21 protein-coding genes are annotated in these 22426 nt (G+C 62.2%); 10 read left to right on the forward strand and 11 right to left on the reverse strand.

All coding sequences use genetic code 11. The features are described 5' to 3' along the window. Window positions 1–49 precede the first annotated feature (49 nt). From QD208_RS08345 to betT, 3 genes are all read right to left on the reverse strand, one after another. On the reverse strand, window positions 50–1852 hold the full coding sequence (locus QD208_RS08345) for an AMP-binding protein (RefSeq protein WP_276315235.1): 1803 nt from the start codon (window positions 1850–1852) through the stop codon (window positions 50–52). A 486-nt stretch (window positions 1853–2338) separates the two neighbouring features. Beyond that, on the reverse strand, window positions 2339–4072 hold the full coding sequence (locus QD208_RS08350; protein ID WP_215824398.1) for a BCCT family transporter: 1734 nt from the start codon (window positions 4070–4072) through the stop codon (window positions 2339–2341). 480 nt (window positions 4073–4552) lie between these two features. Continuing rightward, a complete protein-coding gene (betT, locus tag QD208_RS08355) occupies window positions 4553–6580 on the reverse strand; it encodes a choline BCCT transporter BetT (RefSeq protein ID WP_153635745.1) in 2028 nt (675 codons plus the stop codon). A gap of 267 nt (window positions 6581–6847) precedes the next feature. On the opposite strand from betT, the gene QD208_RS08360 reads away from it, so the two are divergent. Further along, the gene (locus QD208_RS08360) at window positions 6848–7405 is read left to right on the forward strand and encodes a hypothetical protein (protein WP_279836499.1); all 558 of its coding nucleotides are present in this window, start codon (window positions 6848–6850) and stop codon (window positions 7403–7405) included. Between the two features lie 149 nt (window positions 7406–7554). Here QD208_RS08360 and smrA read toward each other — a convergent pair whose 3' ends face one another. From smrA to QD208_RS08390, 6 genes are all read right to left on the reverse strand, one after another. Next, window positions 7555–8196: a DNA endonuclease SmrA gene (gene smrA / locus QD208_RS08365; protein WP_225348067.1), complete on the reverse strand. Its 642-nt coding sequence runs from the start codon at window positions 8194–8196 to the stop codon at window positions 7555–7557. A gap of 155 nt (window positions 8197–8351) precedes the next feature. Then, entirely contained in the window at window positions 8352–9428 is a 1077-nt protein-coding gene (locus QD208_RS08370; protein ID WP_197738736.1) for an extracellular solute-binding protein, read from the reverse strand. Between the two features lies 1 nt (window position 9429). Continuing rightward, on the reverse strand, window positions 9430–10212 hold the full coding sequence (potC, locus tag QD208_RS08375; protein ID WP_043333579.1) for a spermidine/putrescine ABC transporter permease PotC: 783 nt from the start codon (window positions 10210–10212) through the stop codon (window positions 9430–9432). Beyond that, window positions 10209–11090 carry a spermidine/putrescine ABC transporter permease PotB gene (gene potB / locus QD208_RS08380; RefSeq protein WP_153635743.1) on the reverse strand — a complete coding sequence of 294 codons (882 nt, stop codon included), beginning with the start codon at window positions 11088–11090 and terminating at the stop codon, window positions 10209–10211. Before potB ends, potC begins: the two co-directional genes overlap by 4 nt. Then, the gene (potA, locus tag QD208_RS08385; RefSeq protein WP_153635742.1) at window positions 11087–12220 is read right to left on the reverse strand and encodes a spermidine/putrescine ABC transporter ATP-binding protein PotA; all 1134 of its coding nucleotides are present in this window, start codon (window positions 12218–12220) and stop codon (window positions 11087–11089) included. Before potA ends, potB begins: the two co-directional genes overlap by 4 nt. Before the next feature lie 544 nt (window positions 12221–12764). Beyond that, window positions 12765–14048 carry a YihY family inner membrane protein gene (locus QD208_RS08390; RefSeq protein ID WP_172978664.1) on the reverse strand — a complete coding sequence of 428 codons (1284 nt, stop codon included), beginning with the start codon at window positions 14046–14048 and terminating at the stop codon, window positions 12765–12767. Window positions 14049–14153: 105 nt separating this feature from the next. On the opposite strand from QD208_RS08390, the gene QD208_RS08395 reads away from it, so the two are divergent. The 4 genes from QD208_RS08395 (at window position 14154) to QD208_RS08410 (ending at window position 16403) form a co-directional block, all read left to right on the forward strand. Continuing rightward, complete coding sequence (locus QD208_RS08395) at window positions 14154–14513, forward strand: arsenate reductase family protein (RefSeq protein ID WP_043333573.1); 360 nt, start codon at window positions 14154–14156, stop codon at window positions 14511–14513. A 76-nt stretch (window positions 14514–14589) separates the two neighbouring features. Beyond that, window positions 14590–15222, forward strand: coding sequence for an NAD(P)H:quinone oxidoreductase (wrbA, locus tag QD208_RS08400; protein ID WP_153635740.1), 633 nt, complete (start codon window positions 14590–14592; stop codon window positions 15220–15222). After that, complete coding sequence (locus QD208_RS08405; protein WP_153635739.1) at window positions 15223–15630, forward strand: DUF2069 domain-containing protein; 408 nt, start codon at window positions 15223–15225, stop codon at window positions 15628–15630. Window positions 15631–15893: 263 nt separating this feature from the next. After that, complete coding sequence (locus QD208_RS08410; protein WP_279836500.1) at window positions 15894–16403, forward strand: cytochrome c; 510 nt, start codon at window positions 15894–15896, stop codon at window positions 16401–16403. A 136-nt stretch (window positions 16404–16539) separates the two neighbouring features. Here the strand turns inward: QD208_RS08410 and QD208_RS08415 are convergent, their stop codons facing one another. Then, window positions 16540–17298, reverse strand: coding sequence for a cytochrome b/b6 domain-containing protein (locus QD208_RS08415; protein WP_215824396.1), 759 nt, complete (start codon window positions 17296–17298; stop codon window positions 16540–16542). Window positions 17299–17634: 336 nt separating this feature from the next. Here QD208_RS08415 and QD208_RS08420 point away from each other — a divergent pair, with 336 nt between their 5' ends. The 5 genes from QD208_RS08420 (at window position 17635) to QD208_RS08440 (ending at window position 21234) form a co-directional block, all read left to right on the forward strand. Continuing rightward, window positions 17635–18525 carry an AzlC family ABC transporter permease gene (locus tag QD208_RS08420; RefSeq protein WP_215824395.1) on the forward strand — a complete coding sequence of 297 codons (891 nt, stop codon included), beginning with the start codon at window positions 17635–17637 and terminating at the stop codon, window positions 18523–18525. After that, on the forward strand, window positions 18522–18896 hold the full coding sequence (locus tag QD208_RS08425; RefSeq protein WP_153635735.1) for an AzlD domain-containing protein: 375 nt from the start codon (window positions 18522–18524) through the stop codon (window positions 18894–18896). The genes QD208_RS08420 and QD208_RS08425 overlap by 4 nt, the downstream gene beginning before the upstream one ends. A gap of 70 nt (window positions 18897–18966) precedes the next feature. Next, window positions 18967–19617, forward strand: coding sequence for a pyridoxamine 5'-phosphate oxidase (gene pdxH, locus QD208_RS08430; RefSeq protein WP_043333565.1), 651 nt, complete (start codon window positions 18967–18969; stop codon window positions 19615–19617). A gap of 333 nt (window positions 19618–19950) precedes the next feature. Continuing rightward, entirely contained in the window at window positions 19951–20478 is a 528-nt protein-coding gene (locus QD208_RS08435; RefSeq protein ID WP_153635734.1) for a hypothetical protein, read from the forward strand. Window positions 20479–20562: 84 nt separating this feature from the next. Beyond that, window positions 20563–21234 (forward strand): RluA family pseudouridine synthase, encoded by a 672-nt coding sequence (locus QD208_RS08440; RefSeq protein ID WP_153635733.1) that lies wholly within the window; start codon window positions 20563–20565, stop codon window positions 21232–21234. 170 nt (window positions 21235–21404) lie between these two features. Here the strand turns inward: QD208_RS08440 and QD208_RS08445 are convergent, their stop codons facing one another. Continuing rightward, on the reverse strand, window positions 21405–22325 hold the full coding sequence (locus QD208_RS08445; protein ID WP_225348063.1) for a glycine betaine ABC transporter substrate-binding protein: 921 nt from the start codon (window positions 22323–22325) through the stop codon (window positions 21405–21407). Window positions 22326–22426 lie beyond the last annotated feature (101 nt).

Here is a 22426-nt window from a genome sequence, read left to right on the forward strand (position 1 = left end):
AGGCTCCGTATTTCAGGCTGTCACCAACGGGGAGAGCACAAAGGCAAGGTCAGGCAGATTCCGGCGGCGAGTCGCGCAGCTCACGTCTGAGCACCTTGCCGACGTTGGTCTTGGGCAGCTCGTCGATGAAGACCACCTGACGCGGCACCTTGTAGCTGGCCAGTTCCTTGCGCGACCAGTCTCGCAGCGCATCCGCCTCGAGCTCTGCGCCATCCTTGAGCACGACATACAGCTTGATCGCCTCACCACTGCGCTCATCCACCACCGAGACGGCGGCCGCCTCGAGCACGTCCGGGTGACGCACGATGACGTCCTCGACCTCATTGGGATACACGTTGAAGCCGGAAACGATGATCATGTCCTTCTTGCGATCGACGATGCGCATATAGCCATCGTCCTGGAAGACCGCGATATCACCGGTGCGCAGGAAGCCATCGGCAGTGAAGCTGTCCTTGGTCGCCTGCTCACGCTGCCAGTAGCCCTTCATCACCTGCGGCCCCTTCACGCACAGCTCGCCCGGCTCCCCCATCGCGACCAGCGCGCCTTCATCGTCATATAGGCGCACCTCGGTGGAAGGCATCGGCCGACCGATGGTGCCGAGCTGAATGGCATCCAGCGGGTTGAACGACACGATCGGCGAGGTCTCGGTCATGCCGTAGCCCTCGGAGATATCGCTGCCGGTGACCCGCTTCCACTCTTCTGCCGCCTTGCGCGTCAGCGCCACGCCCCCTGAGGTGGTGATCTTGAGCTTCGAGAAGTCCAGTGCCTGGAAGCCGGGGTTGTTGCACAGCGCCACGAACAGCGTATTGAGACCGACGAACATCGTGAAGTCGTGCTTTTGCAGCGTCTTGACGAAGCCCGGGATATCGCGCGGATTGGGAATCAGCAGGGTGTGATTGCCTTCACTGAGCATGCAGGCCAGATGAATGGTGAAGGCGTAGATGTGATAGAGCGGCAGCGGCGCCACCAGCGTCTCATGGCCGGGATTCAAGCCCTGCGTGAGGGCCATCTTGCCTTGCAGCATGTTGGCGAGCAGGTTGCGGTGAGTCAGCATCGCGCCCTTGGCGACCCCGGTGGTGCCGCCGGTGTACTGCAGCACAGCGACATCATCGAGTGCCAGTGTCGGCCGTTCCCAGCGCTCGGACTTGCCCTGCGAGATGGCCGTGCGCAGCGAAATGGCGTCGGGCAGATGATAGCTCGGCACCAGTTTCTTGACGTGCTTGACCACGGTGTTGATCAACAGCCGCTTGAAGGCCGGGTGCATGTCGCCCAGCTCACAGACCAGCACGTACTCGAGACCAGTGCGCTCCCGCACGCGTTCGACCTTGTCCGCCATGTTGGCCAGCACCACCAACGCCCGCGCGCCGGAGTCATTGAACTGATGCTCCATCTCACGTTCGGTATACAACGGATTGGTATTCACCAGCACCAGGCCTGCACGCAGCACGGCGAAGGCCACCACCGGAAACATCAGCGTATTGGGCAGCTGGATGGCGACCCGATCGCCCAGCTTGAGGTCAGTTTCATGCTGGAACCAATCCGCCAGCTGACGACTGGTGGCATCCAGCTCCGCAAACGTCATGGTGCGGTCCATGCAGGTAAAGGCAGGACGCTCGCCATGCGCCGAGCAGGCCTTCTCCAGCATGTCCATCAGGGAGTCGTAGCCGCTGAAATCCACCTCCTGAGAAGACCGCAGGCACGACATGCCACTCATGTCGCCTGCCGTTGGCTGTGCTCGCGAAGCGTCGGGCGAGGCATCTGCCACGTGGGAAGGTTCTGTAGTGGAATCGGCAGTGGTATCGGTAGTGGACTTGCCTGACTCATCGGGTCGAGCCGCTAGGGGATCATGCATGGCGTTGCTCCTTGATCAGTACGTGGGGCGCTCGGCATCACTGCCCCCGCTACCTTGTTGTTGTAGACGTCGTTGTAAGACCTCGTTGCAAGACGTCGTCGTGAGACTAGGTCGTAAGACATCGTGGTGAGATGCGTGGTGAGGCGCTGTCGGGACTCCGTCGGGTGGGTATCAGCCTGTGGGCCCTTCACTGTCGACAGCATAGCCGCAAACCGATGCTGCGCGCCGTTGGCGAAATCGATGGACCTGTCAGCATTGGAACATACGTACGTTTGATATTACCTTGCGACCTTGGTGACATGCGCAGGCCTGCTCTGGAGCAGGGAAACAGCCCTGAGCCCAAGAAGGGAAACAGCCCTGAGCCCAAGAAGGGAAACAGCCCTGAGCCGAAAGCGAGAAACAACGAGGCCCCTGCCGGGGGGCAGAGGCCTCATGTCTTGCACACCGAACGCATGCGTCAGGCGCATACATCTGGCAAACGGCAACTCAGGAGAGGTCGCGGACCTCGTTCTCGATCATCTTGCGGATATGCTCCTCGTTCTCGATCATCGATTCGCCATCCTCGCGCAGCGATTTCAACAGTCCGATCATCATGGCGATCAGCACGAAGGTGAACGGCAAGGCGCCGGCGATCGAGGCCGCCTGCAGGGACTTGAGCGCCTGATCGCCCCCCAGCAACAGCAGGATCAAGGTCACGGCGCCCAGCATCATGCCCCAGATGATGCGTTGCTGAACCGGGGGGCGACGACCGAAGGCCAGCAGGCGTCCCAGCACCAGGGTGCCGGAATCCGCAGACGTGACGAAGAAGATGATCACCACGACCAGCGCGGCCACCTTGGCCACGGTCGCGGCGATGCCGGGAGTGAGCACCTCGAACGAGTGGTAGAGGGTGCCGGCGTAGTCCCAGTTGGTGACCGCAGCCGTGTAGATGCCCATGTCGGCCCCGTACAGGGACTGATAGATCCCCGCCGAGCCGATGACGCCGAACCAGACCAGCGCCACGATGGAAGGGATGACCATCACCCCGAGAATGAATTCACGGATGGTCCGGCCGCGCGAGATGCGGGCAATGAACATGCCGACGAAACCGGCCCAGGCGATCCACCAGCCCCAGTAGAAGATGGTCCAACCGCCCTGCCACACTTGCTCGTCCGGCGTGCGCGCCGTCCACAGTGTCATCGAGACGCCATCGGTGAGGTAATCCCCGAGCGCGGTGATGGAGCTCGCAATCAGATAGTTGGCGTCGCTCACCAGCAGGAAGTAGGCCAGGATGCCGAGGCAGACCCAGGTATTAAAGGTGGAAAGCAGCTTGATGCCGCGTGCAACGCCGCTGGTCGCTGACAGGGTAGCGATGACGCTGATCAACACGATGGAGACCACGGTCACCATGCGCGACTTCTCTTCGATGAGGCCCAGTGACATCAGGCCGGAGCCGATCTGCTCGACGCCCAGACCGAGCGTGGTGGCGATGCCGAAAATGGTACCGAACACGGTCAGGATATCGACGGTGTGCCCGATGGGCCCGTAGATCCGGTTGCCGATCAGCGGATAGAGGGCCGAGCGCATCGAGAGCGGCAGGCCCTTGCGGAAGGCGAAATAAGCCAGTGACAGCCCGACGATGGCATACATGGCCCAGGCGATCGTGCCCCAGTGGAAGACGGTGAGCTTGATGCCCCCGGCGGCCGCTTCCGCGACGCGGCTGTCAGGCACCGGGAAGCCTTCGTCCCCCGGCATGAGACCACTCGCCAGGGCGGCCTGCTTGGCCTCGAAGAAGGCGGCAACGGCCGCCTTGACGTCAGCACTCAGAAACGGATTGCCGCCGCTCCAGTCACTCGCGAAATGGATCATGGGCTCGGACATCGAGAAGAACAGCATGCCCGCGCCGGTCCCGCAGCCGAACAGCATCGAGAACCAGGCAAAATTGCTGAACTCGGGACGCTCATCGTCACGCCCCAGCCGAATCTTGCCGACACGCGAACACATCACGTAAAGACAGACCACGAAGGTCGAGAACATCACCAGCACGTAGTACCAGCCCAGGGTGCTCTCTATCCAGGCCTTGATGCCCAGAAACTGATCGCTGGCCGTCTTGCCCAACAGAATCGCATAGAGAATGAAGAACACGGTCATGGTGATCGCGGTGATACCGAGCGTCGAGTTGAGTCCCTTCAGGACACCTCGCTGCTCGATGAGTGCATCCAGTTCCTTTCCTTTCAACATGTTTCTACCTCGTGACGGGTTTTTATTATCATTTTTCATGATGCCGCTATCGTCGTTCGTGACAGCGGTATCGTTGTTCATGACTGCGGATGCCGGGGCTCAAGGAACCTCAGTCGTCATGGGGACATTGCGGGCAGATCGCGTTCACCTTCGGCCAGACATGGGCGGGAACCTTGGCAGACGACAACGCCACGGCATGTCATCTGACCCCAGCCGATATGCGACTTTGTGGGGAGAGTCCATGCTATAGGCCCCCCGCTTGCGAGACCAATAAGATCTCGACGCCGTCTGGATAAGCAGCGCTAATGCCCGAGCCGAGAAAAAGAGGCCTCACATTCTGGCGTCTTTCGACAGAGGTCCTATCCAGGCCGCATCCTTCAGGGAACCTCATCCAGACAGACAAAAGCCCCCGGCGGATCTCTCCACAAGGGGCTCTTGCGTCATGGCGACGCGTGAAGCGTCACTGACTGCCCGCTCGGATCATTGACCGACGGACTGGCTCAGACGCAGCTGGTGCAGGTAGTGCATATGACGCTCGTACTGCTCGAGCAGATCATTGATGACCTGGTCCTTGCTGTAGCCCATCAGGTCATAGGACTGACCGCCTTCCTTGAGGAAGACCTCGGCACGACAGTAGTCCTCTTCATCCCCCTCGTCTTCCTGATCCAGATTGAGGTCCGGACGCAGGTGAGAGCGAATGCGCACGCCGTAGATGAAGTCATCTTCCTCACCATGGCGTGCATTGAAGTAGACGCGATCACGGCTGATGGTGACGTCGACTTCCAGTCCCTGGCTACGCAGCTCTTCGGCCAGCTCCTGCATGCCTTCCGCGACAGTGCCGCGCAGGAAGCCACGTACCATGGCGCGCGTCGGGAAGCTCATCAGGTGCTGGGCACGCTTGCGCCAGTTGCCCTTCTCGCCCATCGGCGTCGCGGCTGCGGTGTTCACCGACAGCGAGCGGCGCTTGACGGACTCGAGATTGAGCTGACGCAGCAAGCCGAAGATCGCGGCCAGCAGAATCATGCCGAACGGCAAGGCGGTGGCGATGGTGGCGGTCTGCAGCGCCCCCAGCCCACCGGCCAGCATCAGCACGATGGCCAAAAGACCCACCGCGAAGGCCCAGTAGATACGCTGCCAGATCGGGGTGTCTTCACGACCACCGGAGGCCAGCATGTCGACCACCATCGAGCCGGAATCCGCCGAGGTGACGAAGAACACGATGACCATCACCAGCGCGATCACCGAGGTGATGGACGACAGCGGCAGCTGCTCGAGGAAGGTGAACAGGGCCAGCGAATAGTTGTCGTTGACGGTATCGACCAGCGCCGTGACGTTCTGCTCCAGAATCATCGAGATGGCGGTGTTGCCGAAGATGGTCATCCACAGCAGGGTGAAACCGGCCGGCACGAACAGCACGCCGATCACGAATTCCCGGATGGTACGGCCACGCGAGACACGCGCGATGAACATGCCGACGAACGGAGACCAGGACATCCACCAACCCCAGTAGAGCAGCGTCCAGCCACCGATCCAGTCATTGGGTTCGTAGGCGTAGAGTTCGAAGGTCTTGCCGACGATATCGGCCATGTAGAAGCCGGAATTCTGGACGAAGGCCTTGAGCAGGAAGGCGGTCGGGCCGAGCAGCAGCACGAACAGCAACAGCACCACGGCGAGGCCGAGGTTGATCTCGGACAGGATACGGATGCCCTTGTCCAGGCCGGTCACGACCGAGATGGTGGCAAGGCCGGTGATCACGACGATGATCGCGACCTGGGTCCAGTCGTTGTTCGGCATGCCGGTCAGGTGCGAGAGCCCGGCATTGACCTGTGCCACACCGTAGCCCAGCGTGGTGGCGACACCACAGACAGTGCCGACGATGGCGAAGATGTCCACCGCATGGCCGATCGGACCGTAGATGCGCTTGCCGATCAGAGGATACAAGGCACTGCGCAGCGTCAGCGGCAGGTCATGGCGATAGCTGAAGTAGGCCAGAATCAGCGCGACGATGGCGTAGATCGACCAGGCATGCAGCCCCCAGTGGAAGAAGGTCAGCTTCATCGCTTCACGTGCGGTCTCGACCTGCTCCGGGGTGCCTGTCGGCGGGTTGAGGAAGTGCATCACCGGCTCGGCCACGCCGAAGAACATCAGACCGATGCCCATGCCCGCCGAGAACAGCATCGCGAACCAGGTGACGTTGCTGTAGTCCGGCAGTGAGTGGTCCGGCCCCAGGCGAATCTCGCCATGGCGTGAGAAGCCGACATACACCACCGAGATCAGCACGATGGCCACGCACAGGATGTAGAACCAGCTCACGGTGTTGGTGATCCAATGCTGGACCGACTCGAACACGGACATGGCCGTATCCGAGAACACCGCGGTGAAGATCACCAATAACAGGATGATGGCATTCGCGCCGAAGAAGACCGGCGGGTTGACCTTGGCAAACAAGCCGGTGCGCGGCTCGGCACTGGCATCTTCGCCACCGCCCGCTGCAGGGGTATTGCGCATGGAGATTTCCTTGTGAGTGTCCGGGAGAGACGCCGTGAGCTGTCTCGGCGCCCTGCTGGCAAACAACACTATAATGAAAAAACATGATCAGATTGCGCGCGGATAATATCACCTGATGCCTACATGACCAATGTCTTGTCCAACTACCGTCCAACTTCTCGGCGTACACATGGCGCAGGATGCCATTTGTTTTCTTGATGCTTGCACGCTGGCACCCAACGTCATCGGCACACTCAAATGCCATGCTGGTCACACAGGAGTTAACGCATGAGTCGCAATCGTCATTCCGGCAAGGCCCCCCTGCGCGCGCTCGCGCTGTCTCTCGCCCTGTTGAGTGCCCTGCCGACCACGTCCGCCATGGCGGGCCCGGGGCATGGGCGCTTCGATGGGCCGGGCTACATAGGCCCCGACATCGTGATCGGGCATGGTGAGCCCGGTCGGCTGATTCGCTGGGCACCGGGTGGCCCTGGGCACGGTCATGGCCTGCCCGCCGGGGCGCGCGGTGTCTGGGTGGGCGCTACGCTGTATTTCCTGGCGGCAGGCACCTATTACCTGTGGGAAGAGAGTCAGCAGCAGTATCTGCCCGTCCAGGCCCCCGCTCAGGCGACACTCACGGCCGCGGCAGTCGATGTCATCGCCTACCCCACCAAGGGCCAGAGCGAAGACCAGCAAGCGCGTGATCGCTATGAGTGCCATCGCTGGGCCAATCAGCAGAGTGGCGCCGAAGCCAATTCCGCGGCGCCGCCCGTGACCGCCAGCAACGCAGACACCTATCGCCGCGCGCTGAGTGCCTGCTTCACCGGTCGCGGTTACTGCGTGCAATAGTCTGCTTGAGCCATGAGCATGAAAAAGCCCCGCCAGCTCGCGATGATCGCGGCCTGGCGGGGCTTTCTTGTGTCCATTGTCGGCTTTCTGCTGTCTGATTTGACTGCTTGCGGGATTTGACTGCTTGCGGGATTTGCTGCTCGTGGCGATCAGCCGCGCCGCTTCTGATGCCGTTCGCGGTTGGTGTCACGCGCCGCGCGGGATTTGCGCAACATCACCAGCGTCGCCCCCAGCCCACCGTGGCGCGGCGTGGCACTGCTCCAGGCCTGCACCTCGGGCATCTGCTCCAGCCAGTGCACCAGGTAGGCACGAATCAAGGCGGCATGCGATTCGCTGTCACGCCCCTTGCCATGAATCACCAGCAGGCAGCGCAACTCGCTGCGCCAGGCATCCTGGATGAAGCGGTGCACCTCACGGCGACACTCGATGAGCGGACGACGCATCAGATTGAGCTGCGCCTCGGGTGGGTAGCCGCCCTGGCGCAAGCGCTCCAGCACACCGGTCTGGATGCCATCACGGCGAAACTCGACCGGGTCATGCGGCGAGAGATGCTCCACGTAGCTGTCGGACAGCCCGTCCAGCTCATTGCCCAGGGTCTTCTGCGCGTCTTCACGCCGTGCCAGCTGAGCCTCGCTGGGGCCCTTGCGGGCCGTGGTGACATCGGCGCGGTCCTTGCCGCGCGTCAGGGGAGCAACGCCTTGCATCTCACGACTGAACAGATCATCCGCCTCGGCACTGCTCAACTCACGGGCATGCGCCGCCGACATCATTGCAGGGGAAAAACGTGACATGGCACCCTCCAGTCTTCACCAGGACGTGTCAATTACGTGGAGCGCGCAGCCAAGGTCGACAAACGACGACGCCCCGAGACAGAGCATGCCTCGGGGCGTCGGTTCAGCTCAAGTCGCTGACGTGATTTCTTGCGTCATCACGCCTAAAGGGCGGATCAATGCCCGGTCTTGAGCTGCTCCCAGTACTTCTGATAGATCGACAGCGCATCGCCGACATCGGTCTGGAATTCGCCGCGGGCGAGATCCTGCTGAGTCGGGAAGACCACCGGGTTGTCACGCACTTCCGGGTCCATCATGTTCTTGGCCGCCAGGCTCGGCGTGGTGTAACCCACGTACTCGCTGATTTCCTTGCTGACTTCCGGGCTGATCAGGTAATCGATGAACTGATAGGCCGCATCGACGTGACGCGCGTTGGACGGAATCGCCATGGTGTCCATCCACAGGATGATGCCTTCCTTGGGATAGACATACTCGACCGGCACGCCTTCCTGGTTCGCCTGATAGACCTCACCGTTCCAGATCAGACCGGCATCGACCTCGCCCTGCATGAAGGGCACGCGCGCCGCGTCGGAGTTGAAGGCACGCACGTTGGGCATCAGCTGGGTCAGCTTCTCGTAGGCCGCCTTGATCTCGTCCGGGTCCGTGGTGTTGCCACTGAAGCCAAGGCTTGCCAGTGCGACATGGAAGACTTCACGCATGTCGTTGGAGAGCAGCAGCTTGTCACGATACTTGTCGTTCCACAGGTCGTTCCAGCTGGTCAGTGCGCCCTCTTCGACATAGTCCGGGTTGTAACCGATACCGGCGCTGCCCCACATGTAAGGCACGCTGTACTGGTTGCCCTTGTCGAAGTCACGATCGACCAGGTTGGGGTCGAGGTCCTCGAAATGGTCGAGCTTGCTGACATCCAGCTTCTGCAGCAGACCTTCACGCGCCATCTTGTCGATGTAATAGGTCGACGGGAAGACGAGGTCGTAGCTGTTGTCGCTGTCCAGCAGCTTGAGCTTGGCGTACATCGCTTCGTTGGAATCGAAGGTGGAGTAGACGACATCGATGCCGGTCTGCTCTTCGAAGCGCTCGATGACCTCATCGGGCATGTACTCGGTCCAGTTGTAGACGTAAAGGACCTTGTCGCTGTCATCCGCGGCCAGAACGGGGGCGGATGTGGCCACGGAAGCCAGGCTGACGGCAGCCATCAGGCCAGCGGCACGCAGCGGGAAACGGGTACCTTGCATGTTATTTTTTCTCCTTGAGCAACAACTGTGAAATCAACAGCAGACAGAGCGACAGCCCCAACAGCAGGGTTGCCAATGCATTCACTTCAGGTTTGAGCCCCAGTCGCACCATCGAGTAGATGCGCAGCGGCAGCACCTCGAAGGTCGGCCCGGTGACGAAGGTCGAGATCACCACATCATCCAGCGACAGGGTGAAGCTCAGCAGCCAGCCGGAGGCGATCGCCGGCATCAGCGCCGGTACCAGCACGTGCCAGACGGCGCGGGCTTCACTGGCACCGAGATCACGCGCCGCTTCCAGCAACTGCGGGTTGATGCCCGTCAGGCGGGAATAGACAGTGATCACCACGAACGGCAGACAGAAGGTGGCGTGCGAGACCAGCAGCGAGAAATAGCCCAGCTGGATACCCAACGCAATGAACAGCGCCAGGAAGGCGATCGCCATCACGATGTCCGGCATCATCATCACCGTGAACAGCATGCCATTGAGCAGCGGCTTGCCGCGGAAGCGATAGCGATAAAGCGCGGTGGCCGTCAGCGTGCCGATCAGGGTCGCCAGCGTCGCCGCCGTCACCCCGAGCCACAGCGTATTGAGCGCAGCCTCCATCAGATTGCCATTGCCCAGCAGCTTGTCGTACCAGCGCAGGCTGAAGCCGCCCCACACGAAGGGATTGCGTGAGTCATTGAACGAGATGCCGATCAACACCAGGATCGGCACATACAACAGCGTGAAGATCAGCGTCAGGTAACAGCGGCTGAACCAACGCAGCGCGGCGCTCGCCTTCATAGGGTCACCTCACGCTTGAAGAGCTTGACGCTGCGGTAATAGGCCAGCAGCAGGAACGCCATCACCAGTGTCAGCATCACGCTGATCGCCGCGCCGAAGGTCCAGTTGTTGGCCTCCAGGAACTGGCCCTTGATGATGTTGCCGATCAGCGGATGGCGCGAGCCGCCCAGCAGGTCCGAGACATAGAACATGCCCATCGCCGGCAGGAACACCAGCAGCACGCCCGCGATGATGCCCGGCATGGTCAGCGGCAGCACGATATGGCGGAAGGTGGCCAGGCCATTGGCACCAAGGTCGCGGGCCGCCTCCAGCGTCGGGCGGCTCAGCTGCTCGAAGACGGCATACAGCGGCAGGATCATGAACGGCAGCAGCATGTAGACCAGCCCCACGATCACCGCCTCCTCGGTATACAGCAGACGCAGCGGCGCATCGATCAGGCCGAGATTCATCAGCACATCATTGAGCAGGCCGCGTGTCGCGATCAGCGTGCGCAGGGCATAGATGCGGATCAGCGAGTTGGTCCAGAACGGAATGATCACCAACAGCAGCAGCAAGGGCTGCAGGCGCGGGCTGGCCCGCGAGATCATCCACGCGAAGGGATAGCCGAGCAGCAGACAGATCAGCGTCGTGATCAGGCCGATCCACAGCGAATGGCCGAAGACGCTCAGATACACCGGACTGACCATCTGGCCATAGTTGGTCAGAAAGCCCTGCCAAAGCGTGCTCAGCGTCAGCTCACCGCCCAGCAGCTGGCCGGTGTTTTCCGGCATCAGACTGACCAGCACCACCAGCAGCGTCGGGGCCAGCACCAGCACGATCAGCCAGCCCCAGATGATGGTCAGGGTGGCGGTCTTGAAGGGATTGCGCACCAGACTCATGCACCCGCCCCCGTCACGGCCGGCTCATCATCGGGCAGGATGATCTCCCAGTCCGGTACCCAGCTGACGCGCACGCGCTCGCCGAGGCGGTAATCGAAGTCAGGGTCATCCTCGTCGAAGAACTCGCTGGCCAACAACTGCTGACCGCTGTCCAGCTCCAGCACCGTGTCCAGGGTCATGCCCTTGTAGTTGCGCTCGATGACGCGCGCCGGGAAACCTTCGCTGTCCTCGGCGCCCTTGAGTCGCATGTCTTCCGGGCGCAGCAACACCTGCACCGCCTCTCCGCCCTGATAGGTGCGACCATGGCTGCTGAGTTCCAGCGTCTGACCGAGCAGCGTGATCTCGATGCGCCCGGCCGTCGCCGCGGGGCGCACGACCTGCGCCGCCAGCTGGTTGATCTCACCGACGAAGCGCGCCACGAACAGCGTGCTCGGCGATTCATAGACCTCACGCGGCGTACCGATCTGCTCGATACCGCCTTCGCGCATCACCACCACGCGATCGGACATCGACAGCGCCTCTTCCTGATCGTGGGTGACGAACACGAAGGTGATGCCTAGGCGACGCTGCAGGCGCTTGAGCTCGTTCTGCATCTGCTTGCGCAGCTTGTAATCCAGCGCCGAGAGCGGCTCATCGAGCAGCAGGACGCGGGGACGCTTGACCACGGCGCGGGCAATCGCGATGCGCTGCTGCTGCCCGCCGGAGAGCTGGTCCGGGCGGCGGTCCGACAGATGGGCCAGTTGCACCATCTCCAGCGCTTCGCGCACCCGCTCATGAATCTCGGCCTTGGCGACCTTTTCCATGCGCAGCCCGAAGGCCACGTTGTCGTAGAGGTTCATGTGCGGAAACAGCGCATAGCTCTGGAAGACGGTATTGACCGGGCGCTGGTGAGCGGGACGCTCATGCAAGGCCGTCGACTCGAGCGTGATGGTGCCGCTATCCGGCGATTCGAAGCCGGCGATCATTCTCAGCACGGTGGTCTTGCCGCAACCGGACGGGCCCAGCAGCGTGACGAACTCACCATCGTTCAAATCCAGGTCAAGGCTGTCCAACACCTTGCGATCACCAAAGGTCTTGGAAATGCCACGCAGCTTGACCAGCGGGGCCTTCTCAGGAGCAGAGCTTTTCATCGGCGGGTTGTCACCTCCAGCGGGCGTCGCGAACGGCACCCTCATGCATGTCAGGCGCGCCAGGGACTGGCACGCCACATCGTCAATTCCATCGTGCCTGGCCACCGGCTGACTGCCAGCTCTCGCCGCTCGCTTTGGCGCTGGCGCGCAGGTCGCGCAAAGGTCACATCAGACAGCGGAAAGGCGCCGTCGCCAGTCTGGCATGCCAACCTTTCACTTGCGTGTCTGCCCGGCGAGCCGCTGCCAGCTGACCTGTCTCATTCATGCCTCGACCACGCCTCACCCTTACCTCGCTCACTCCTCACCCTGGCTCTCCAGCGTGCAGGCCGAATTGCGGCAAGGCAGGCGAGCGGTTCCGGTTGATGTGCGAGAGACAAAGGAAAAGGCCCGAACAGGTGTCGGGCCTTTTCATTGCCGTCATCGCTTTCGATATCGGGGCATCGGCATCCGCCTCAACCCCCGTCGGGATGAGCAGACGGCACAGGGTGCGCATTCTGCCCATTCGGCTTCAGGCTGTCACCTTGCAATCACGTTCCTGTGCCGCTCAGGAAGTCGCAAGTCGCGGATCTTGCGGGTCTTTTTCCTCCTGAGTCATGGCCTCATCACCCACCTCACCGACACTGGGCAGCACCTCGACCAGACCGCAGGTCATGCGCTCCTTCTCGGCGGCACGCGCACGCGCCAGCGCCTCACGCAGGGGTTCCAGGCGCGGATGCGGCGCTTCGCCCGCCTCGCCGGCCGGCAGTTCCCACGGCAAGGCGTGCGCCATCTCCCACAGCGAGTAATGACTGAGATCACGCCCGAGCACCCATTGGCCATCCTGGGTCTGGCTGGCGATGTTCTCGGCGATCAGCGGCTTGAGCACACGACGGTAACGACTGCCCAGCACTTCCGTGAGTCGATCATCGGACAGCGGCTCACCGCGTTCATGGGCATCCTTGAGCAGCATCACGGCACCGAGGGTCTGCCAGAACGGTGGCCAGCGATGCCAGTCAGCATTGGAGCGCTCGCCCATCCAGGCCGCGACTTCCGCCCCCAGCAGCACGATGCACCAGGACAGGAACACCCACAGCAGGAAGAGCGGAACGGCCGCGAAGGCGCCGTAGATGGCCTGATAGGACGGGAAATGCGTCACGTAGAGCGAGAAGCCCGCCTTGGCCAGCTCCAGCGCCAGCGCCGTGGTCAGCGCGCCGACCGCGGCGTCACGCAGGCGAACCTTGCAGTTGGGCACCGCGGCATAGATGAAGGTGAAGGCCGCAGCGCTCAACAGCGGTGGCAACAGACGCAGCAACAGTGCCTTGCCGCCCAGCATCTCGGCGGCCGAGTCGAAGAAGGACAGCGAGGTCAGAAAGGACGACAGCAGAAAGCCCGAGCCCAGCATCAGCGGCCCCAGCGTCAGGACGGCCCAGTACATCAGGAAGCTCGACAGTCCCTTGCGCCCTTCCGGCACCTGCCAGATGGCATTGAAGGCGCCTTCGATGGTGATCATCATCATCACCGAGGTCACGAACAGGAAGATCAGACCCACCGAGGTCAGATTGCGCGCCTGACCGGAGAACTCGTTGAGATACTCGAGCACCGTGGCGCCGGTCGAGGGCAGAAACTGGGAGAACACCGTGGTCTGCAGTTGATCGCCCACGCCGTCGAAACTCGGAATGACGGCGAACATCGCATAGATGACCGTCATCAAGGGCACGATGGCGAACAGCGTCGTATAGGTCAGTGCCGACGCGGTCTTCTTGCCGTCGTGATAGTTGAAACGTGATACCAGCTTGAGGATGACGCCGATGGAGGGCATGACCCGCGAGATCCCTGGCAGTTGTGGCATTCTTGTGCGCCCCTCTACAATGCGTTCCTGATTCATTCGCCACCGCCGGCCATGGCCAGTAGCGCTTGCGTGAAACCCATCACCTGTCCGGAAACGGAGACAGTCATGTCAATATTGAAACTCTACCATAACCCACGCTGCTCCAAGTCACGGGAAACACTGGCGCTCTTGACCGCGCGCCTCGAGGGCGATGCCTTCGAGACCGTCCGCTACCTGGAAGACCCCCTCGATCGTGAGCAGCTCGAGGCCCTGGCCGCCCGAGTGGAAGGCGGGGCGCGGGCTCTGACCCGCGAGAACGAAGCCGAGTGGAAGGCGCTGGGCCTTGTAGACCCCAGCGATGCGCAACGCCTTGACGCGATTGCCGCAACGCCGAAATTGATGCAGCGGCCGATTCTCGATGATGGCACCCGTGCCGTCATCGGTCGCCCGCCCGAAGATGTGCTGGTGCTGTTGAGCGACGCCTGATCCCCTGATGACAGAGTGTGCTCACGCAAGCCCCGCTTGCCCCTTTCGATAGATTGTCATCCACCTGAGGAAGCTCATGTCCGCAACGCCCCCCGACGCGACGCCGTACGTCCTCGTCCTCTATTACTCGCGCCATGGTGCGACCCGCACGCTGGCCGAGCAGATCGCCGCCGGCATCGAGTCCATCAGCGGTGTCGAGGCACGCCTGCGCCAGGTGCCCGAGATCTCGGCCACCTGCGAGCAGACCGAGCCGGAAATCCCCGACAGCGGGGCCATGTACGTCGAGCTGGACGACCTGCGTCACTGTTCGGGCCTCGCGCTGGGCAGTCCGACCCGCTTCGGCAACATGGCGGCGCCGCTCAAGTACTTCCTGGACTCCACCAGCGAGCTGTGGATGAACGGCGCCTTGATCGACAAGCCTGCCACCGCCTTCAGCGCCTCAAGCTCTCTGCATGGCGGTCAGGAAACCACGCTGATCACCATGCTGATCCCGCTGCTGCATCATGGCATGGTGTATGCCGGTGTGCCCTACAGCGCCACCGAGTTGCTCGAGACCACCCAGGGCGGCACGCCCTACGGCACGACCCACGTCAGCGGCAAGCGTGGCGACAACGATGTCGATGACAACGAACAGCGCCTGGCACTGGCGCAAGGCAAGCGTATCGCTCGCCTGGCCCTTGCCATGCAACCTCTCAGGGAGACGAAATAGATGCGCGCCTGGCTTGAACGACTGGAACGTGAGCAGGGCCTCGACACGCTCGAAGCCAAGAGCCGTCGCGGTGTGATCGCAAGTTTTGCGGCCGTCGCCCTGCTGCTGCTGATCGGCGGCATTCAGCTAATGGCGCAGAGCGAGAACAGCGGCCTGCTGCCGCTGTTGATCCGCCTGCTGCCCATCGCACTATTCCTGCCCGCCATCTTCACCCGCCGGGCACGTGGCCATGTCTGGCTGGCCTTCGTCAGCCTGCTCTACATCATGCAGGGCGTGATGCTGGCCGGTGTGCCTGGCCACGCCGTCATCGGCGTTCTGGAAGCACTGGCGGCACTGGGGCTGTTCATTTCCAGCATGGCTTACGCCCGTTTCCGCTCGCGCAACCTCAAGCGTCAGCCGCAGGCCTGATCAAGCCCTGGCCTCTCCATTGCCCGCCCTTCTCGTCGCGCCATAATCGACTAAAATTGGCGGCTAGAATAGCCGACTAAAATAGGCGACTAGAATAGCCGTAAAATAGCCGACTAGAATGGCGGGTATCGGTTTGCGCCCTCCCACGGCGGCTTGCCACTTACCCCGCCGCTACCCACTGCTTTTCCCAGCGTGTCTCCTCAACCATCGCGAGCCGCCCATGCTGTATCGGCTTTGCGAGTTGATTACAGCGAGGCTTTGCCATGATCGGCCTGACAACACACTTGTCTTTCCCGCGCCCTGCGGGCGTATCGCGCAACCGCCTGACCACTGGCGTGCTGGCGGCTGGCGTGGTGCTTGCCAGCCTGTTGGCGTCGCCAGCGGCACTGGCTGACAAGACGGAAGATGCCATCCAGTATCGCCAGGCAGTCTTCCAGACGCTGGCGTGGCAGTTCAGTCCGATGGGTGCGATGGTCAAGGGCAAGCAGGACTATGATGCCGAGGAGTTTCGCACCCGCGCCGAGCGACTGGCGCTGTTGGCTCAGATGCCATGGGAGGGCTTCATCGCCGATTCCTATGACGGTGATACCGACGCGCTGAGCAAGATAGAGAGCGACCGTGCAGGCTTCGACAAGCGTGCCGAGGCGCTGATGACCCAGAGCCGGGCATTGGCTGACGCCGCCGCCAGTCAGGACCTTGATGCCCTGCGCAGCCAGTTCGTCGAGACAGCCAAGACCTGCAAGGGCTGTCATCAGCAGTATCGCGCTGACTGATATAGCCAAAGCTCCGTCAAGACGCAAAAGCGCCGCCATGAGATTGCTCGTGGCGGCGCTTTTGCGTCTTGGCATACATGAGGGCGAAAGTGAGAGTAAAAGTCATAGCGAAAGCATGAGTGAAAGCGAGCAGAGCTTACGGCAACTGCGCCCCCTGCCAGATGACCAGAACGGCAATGCCGATCGCCAACCCCAGCGCGAGCCTCCTGCGTGGGCGTAAAGGTGGCACTGGCTCGCCCTCATCCACTACCGATTCATCGCGCCTGAAATGCTTGCGGCCATGCACCATCGCCCAGATCAGCCACTCACCGCGCAGGCCATGCCAGACGATGGCCATCAGATGCAGGGCGATCAGCCCCCACAGCAGCGTGATATTGGTGTGATGCACCCAGGCCAGCCCCTCGGCGACACTCGCTGGGACCCGATCATGCAGGGGCCCTTCGAACAGCAGATCATCGGTGAGAAACAGCCCGCTCGAGGCCTGAATCGCCAGCACCAGCAACATGGCCAGCGTCATCCAGCCACCCAGGGGATTGTGGCCTGCATGGCGTGGCGCGCGTCCCGCCAGAAAGTCAGCGGCGTAGCGCCAGGTCGTGCGCGGTGACGCCACGAAGCGGCTGAAGCGAGCATGCCCGCTGCCCACCAGCCCCCAGATGACGCGAAACGCCACCAGCCCGATCACGCAATATCCCAACCGTGCGTGCCAGACCATCGGAAAATCGAGTCCTGCGCCCACCTCGGCGGTGTACCACATGCCGGTGATCGCCAGAATCAGCAGCAGGTGAAACAGCCGGATGGCCAGCCCCCAGATCACGACACTGCGCAGCGGCGAAGGCTCACCCTGATCATGAAGCACCGTCTCAGACGAGGACTTGCGGAATCGGTTCGAACTCATCCTGATGACTCCCTCAGCGAATGAACCTTTGATGGCACACGTGATCAGGCAGCGATAGGCAGCCAACGAGCGACTACAGGCCAGTATAGGTGGACTCGGTCTGGCGGCTCACGGCAAATCAATCGGCCGTGCCGCCATGAGACATGTGAAATATCAGCAATGAAGCGCTGATTCAGCACTTTCCACTGCCAGCTGCCACCTTGGCAGCATCGCCTGACGCTTGATGACATTATATGCTGCGTAGATTGCCTGCGGCTTACCGGGTCTCGGCCTCTTGAAGGCTCCCGGCATGTGTCGCCCGTCTTCACCCCGCCTGCGCAGAACGGAACTCTCGCCATGTCATCGCCTTCCACGGCCGGTACCTCGCACGCCTCCCGGGACGACACCACCTGTGCGGGCTCGCCTCCCCGGCAGCCAGTCAGCAGTCGTCACCTATGGCAACAGGCACTCAACAAGACCCTGCCGGTGATGTTCGGCTATATCCCGCTGGGCGCTGCCTTCGGCGTGCTGTTCACCCAGCTGCCGTTGAGCCCCTGGCTGGGCCTTTTGATGTCACTGGTCATCCTGGCCGGGGCCGGCCAGTTCCTGGCGGTAGCGCTGCTCGGTGCGGGCGCCGGCATCACCGAGGTCTTTGTGGCCACTCTGCTGCTCAATTCGCGCCACCTCTTCTACGGCCTGTCGCTGCTGGAGCGCTTCCGCGCGGCGGGGCTTGGCAAGCTCTATCTCATCTTCGGGCTGACCGATGAAACCTACTCGCTGCTGGCCAGCCTGCCACGCAGCGGCGAACGCGATGATCCCGTGGCGCGCCGTGATGACCAGCGCCTGATGTTGCGCATCACCTTCCTCAACCAATCCTGGTGGGTACTGGGGACGCTGCTGGGTCTGGCAGCCGGACAGCTCAGCTTTGACAGCAGCGGCATCGAGTTCGCGTTGACGGCGCTGTTCGTGGTGCTGGGCATCGAACAATGGTTCGCCCTGCGCGAGCGCTGGCCCTTCATGCTCGGCCTGCTGGTCACGCTCGCGGGCCTGTGGCTGCTGCCGGAAGATCAGCTGTTGCTGGGCAGCATCGCGGCAGCCTGCGCCCTCCTGCTCGGGCAGTATCATTACCAGCGTGGCAAACAACAGCCACACGTCACGCCTGCCCCGCGTGACGATCATCCCCCACACGGCAAGTCTGGCGCGCGCCGGACTGAACACAATCAAGCCTCGGAGCACACCACCCCATGACGACCCTGCAGGCCTTGCTGTTGATCGCCGTGTCAGCCGGCGCGACCTTCGCCACGCGCGCGCTGCCCTTCGTGTTCCTGTCCCGCCATTCGGCCCATCCGCTGATTCTGCATATGGGCCGCTATCTGCCGGCCATCGTCATGGTCGTGCTGATCATCGTCTCGCTGTCGGCCATGCAACTGCCTGACATGTCAGAGTCTGCGCACCACATCTCGGCCTGGCAAAGCTGGCTCGTAAGCGCCGAGGGCGCCGGCATGCTGGTCGCGGCCCTCTGCGTGGCGGGACTGCATCTGTGGCGACGCAATGCGCTGCTCTCGATTGCCGTCGGTACCGGGCTTTACATGGCGTGGCTGCAGCTGGGCGGTGTCTGAGGCTTGCGATCCAGCACGTGAGCGGTCACAGTCATGTCATTACATGAGCAATTCATCAAGGGAGCCCACCATGAACCGCGATATCGCCGATGTGCGCAGAACCTATTCCGGTGATGGCCTGAGCCTTGCGAACACACCGCTGGAACCCTTCGAGCTGTTTCAGGAGTGGTTGACCAGCGCCCTGTCCGCCGATGACAACGACGCCAATGTCATGACGCTCTCCACCGTCGACAGCCAGGGCAAGCCGCATGCGCGCATCGTGCTGCTCAAGGGCTGCGACAGTGAAGGCTTCATCTTCTATACCAACTATCAGAGCCACAAGGGCAGCGAGCTGGCCAATGTGCCCTTCGCCGCGCTGACCTTCTGGTGGCCCGCGCTGGAGCGCCAGGTGCGTATCGAAGGCAGCGTCGAGAAGGTCGCGGATGCCACCTCCGATCAGTACTTCGCCTCACGCCCCAAGGAGAGCCAGCTGGGCGCCTGGGTCTCGCAGCAGAGTGTCGAGATTCCCGATCGCGAATGGCTCAGCGAGCGTCAGGGTCGCTTCGAGCAGGTCTATGCCACCACCGAAGTGCCGCGTCCGGAGCATTGGGGCGGCTACCGCGTAGTGCCGGAAATGATCGAATTCTGGCAGGGGCAGCCCTCGCGCCTGCACGATCGCGTACGCTACCAGCGCCTGGACACGGAAGACGGCGAATGGCACAAGCAACTGCTGGCACCCTGACCCGCTAGCCAGTCTCTGCCGCTAGCCAGTCTGTGCCGATAGCCAGTCTGCGCCACAACAGGCGCTCTTCTCGAGGCTCCGCTCATGCGGGGCCTCTTGCGTTGCCGTTCGGGTTACCGTGCGGGGCGCCGGCCGGGTTGCCGCTTGTGTTATCGCTTGCGCTATTCCTTGAGACCCCGCCGGCGCAGATTCGCGCGTTCAGCGGCTTGCCCTCGCCGGGCACAAGCCGGACAATGGCCGCCCTTTCGGCCTCTCGAACGCCAGTCAGCCTGCGTCATTCATAGCGCATCCGACATGGCCTGCGATGCCAGACACGCTCAGATTGGAGGCTTCATGGCCTGGGATGACAGCGGCACCCCCAAGGTGGCACGTCAGACACTGGTAGACCGTCTGCTGGCCGGTTATACGCCGTCCGACAGTCATGGCATCTCGCTGGTCGATCACGCCGTGGTCGGCAATGTGCTGTATACCGTGCTGGAACATCCTCACGGCCATACCTTCATTCGCCAGCACCTGATGCAGGCTCCCAAGAATGGTGACCCCAGCCGCTGGGAATACCATATCCGTGACGAAGGCACGCCAGACATTCCGCTGCAATGCCCCGAGGAGCTGCTCGAACAGTCGACAGCGCCCGGTGAGATTGCCGCCCAGTGGCGCGCCGACACCCGCGCGGCGCGTGATGCCGCCGCAGCACGCAAGCGCAAGATCAAGAAGCTCAAGAAGGGTGAGCTGCTGACCGCACTGGATGGCAGCCAGGTGATCTTCGTGCGCGCCTTCACCGCCAGCCTCTTCATCGGTCGTGCGCCAGAGGATGGTGAGGACGACGAGTACGAGTATCATTGGCAGGATATCGCGCTCTAGACCGCGCCAGCGCTCTAGAGCACGCCAGCAATTGCCTCACTTGCCGTTTCGCCCCGCCCTCCTTGATGTCACTGACGAGCCCTTATGCAGCCACAAGCCGACCCGTTCATCGTTCCCGTCTGCCACGAAACCTACGCGGTGCTGTACGCCGACGATGACATCCTGCTGATCCACAAGCCCAGTGGCCTGCTCAGCCTTTCCGGCAAGCATCCGCTCAATCTGGATTCGCTGCATCATCGCCTGGTCAAGGAATACCCCAGCGCCAAGCTGCTGCACCGGCTCGATTTCGGCACCTCCGGCATCATGCTGGTCGCGCTCAACAAGCCGGCCAACGGCAACCTGACCCACCAGTTTCAGGACCGCAACATCGGCAAGTCCTACACCGCGATCCTGCATGGCCATCTGGAGGAGGACAGCGGGCGCATCTCGCTGCCCATCGCCAAGGACGTCGACCAGTTCCCGCTGCAGAAGATCTGCCACGAGACCGGCAAGACCGCCATCAGCGATTTCCGCGTCATCGAGCGCCTGGAGAATCCGGCGCGCACGCGAGTCGAGTTCACGCCGGTGTCAGGTCGCACGCATCAGTTGCGCATCCATAGCCAGCAGATCGGCCACCCGATCCTGGGCTGCGACCTCTATGCGACGGATGAGGCCTTCTTCATGGCCGAGCGCCTGATGCTGCATGCCGAGATGATCAGCTTCGATCACCCGGTGAGTGGTGAGCGCATGGAAGTGCGCAGTCCCTGTCCTTTCTGAGCCCGCCCGTTCTGATCAGGTCAGGCTAAGCCAGTCCGTTCTGAGCCATTCCGCTCCCGCTCGCCCGGGGTGAGCGACGCGTCATTTGCAGGCACACAACGAAACGCCCCCACAGGAGACCCTGTGGGGGCGTTTCGTCATTCATGACTCAGCGAGTCATGCGTCAGGCATCACTCAGCCGCGGCCGGCAGCCATTCCTTGACGATATCCTGATGGCTTTCCACCCACGCCTTGGCGGTTTCGTAGGGGTCAGCGTCGTCTTCTTGGTTGTTGAGCATCACTTCGCCCATGTCAGCCGGGGTCCAGGCGAAGTTGTCGAGAATCGCGTAGACCTCCGGCATGTCTTCCTCGAGCCCCTTACGCGCCAGGGTGTGAATCTCCTCGGCACCGCCGTAGACGCCCTTCGGGTCATCCAGATACTTGAGGTCCCAGCGGGCGAACATCCAATGCGGCGTCCAGCCGGTGACGACGATCTCACGCTCACCCTTGATCGCATTGCTCAGCGCGGCGGTCATGGTCGCACCGCTGCCGGTGGTCAGGTCGATGTCCTCGAGATCGTAGTCCTCCAGCACCTGCTCGGTCAGACGCGTCAGACCTGCGCCCGGCTCGATGCCGACGATGCGCTCATCGATATCCTCGGCGTGGGTCTTGATGTCGTCGATGGTCTCGAGCTTGCTGTAGGACGGCACGACCAGCCCGAGCTTGGTGCCTTCGAGGTTGACGCCCAGGTCGTCGACCTTGTCGGCGATCTTGGCCATGTAGTCTTCGTGGGTGGTGGGGAGCCACGCACCGACCATGCCGTCGGCATCGCCGAAGGCGACTGCCTGGAACATCGCCGCCGCAGACAGCGCCTTGAGTTCGACGTTGTAGCCCTGTGATTCGAGCACCGCCTTGACCACATTGGTGGAGGCGACTTCAGAGGACCATTCGACGTAGGCCAGCGTCACATCGCCCTTGTCACCGGCGGCATACACGGCGCTTGCCCCGGCCAGTGAGGAGGACATGACAGCGCCGAGCAGCAATGCCTTGGTGGCGGCATTCATCTTCGCGGTGACGTTCAAGGTAGTGTGGGAGGCATCTTGCTTGTTCATCATTTTCCCCTTTATTCGAATTTACTCATTGTTTATCGAAGCACGTCTGTCGAAAAACGTGTGTCGACGGCCAAACGTTGAGTCGGGTATGGAAGTGCTCG

The sequence above is a fragment of the Cobetia sp. 29-18-1 genome (genome assembly GCF_029846405.1).
Lineage (GTDB): Bacteria > Pseudomonadota > Gammaproteobacteria > Pseudomonadales > Halomonadaceae > Cobetia > Cobetia amphilecti.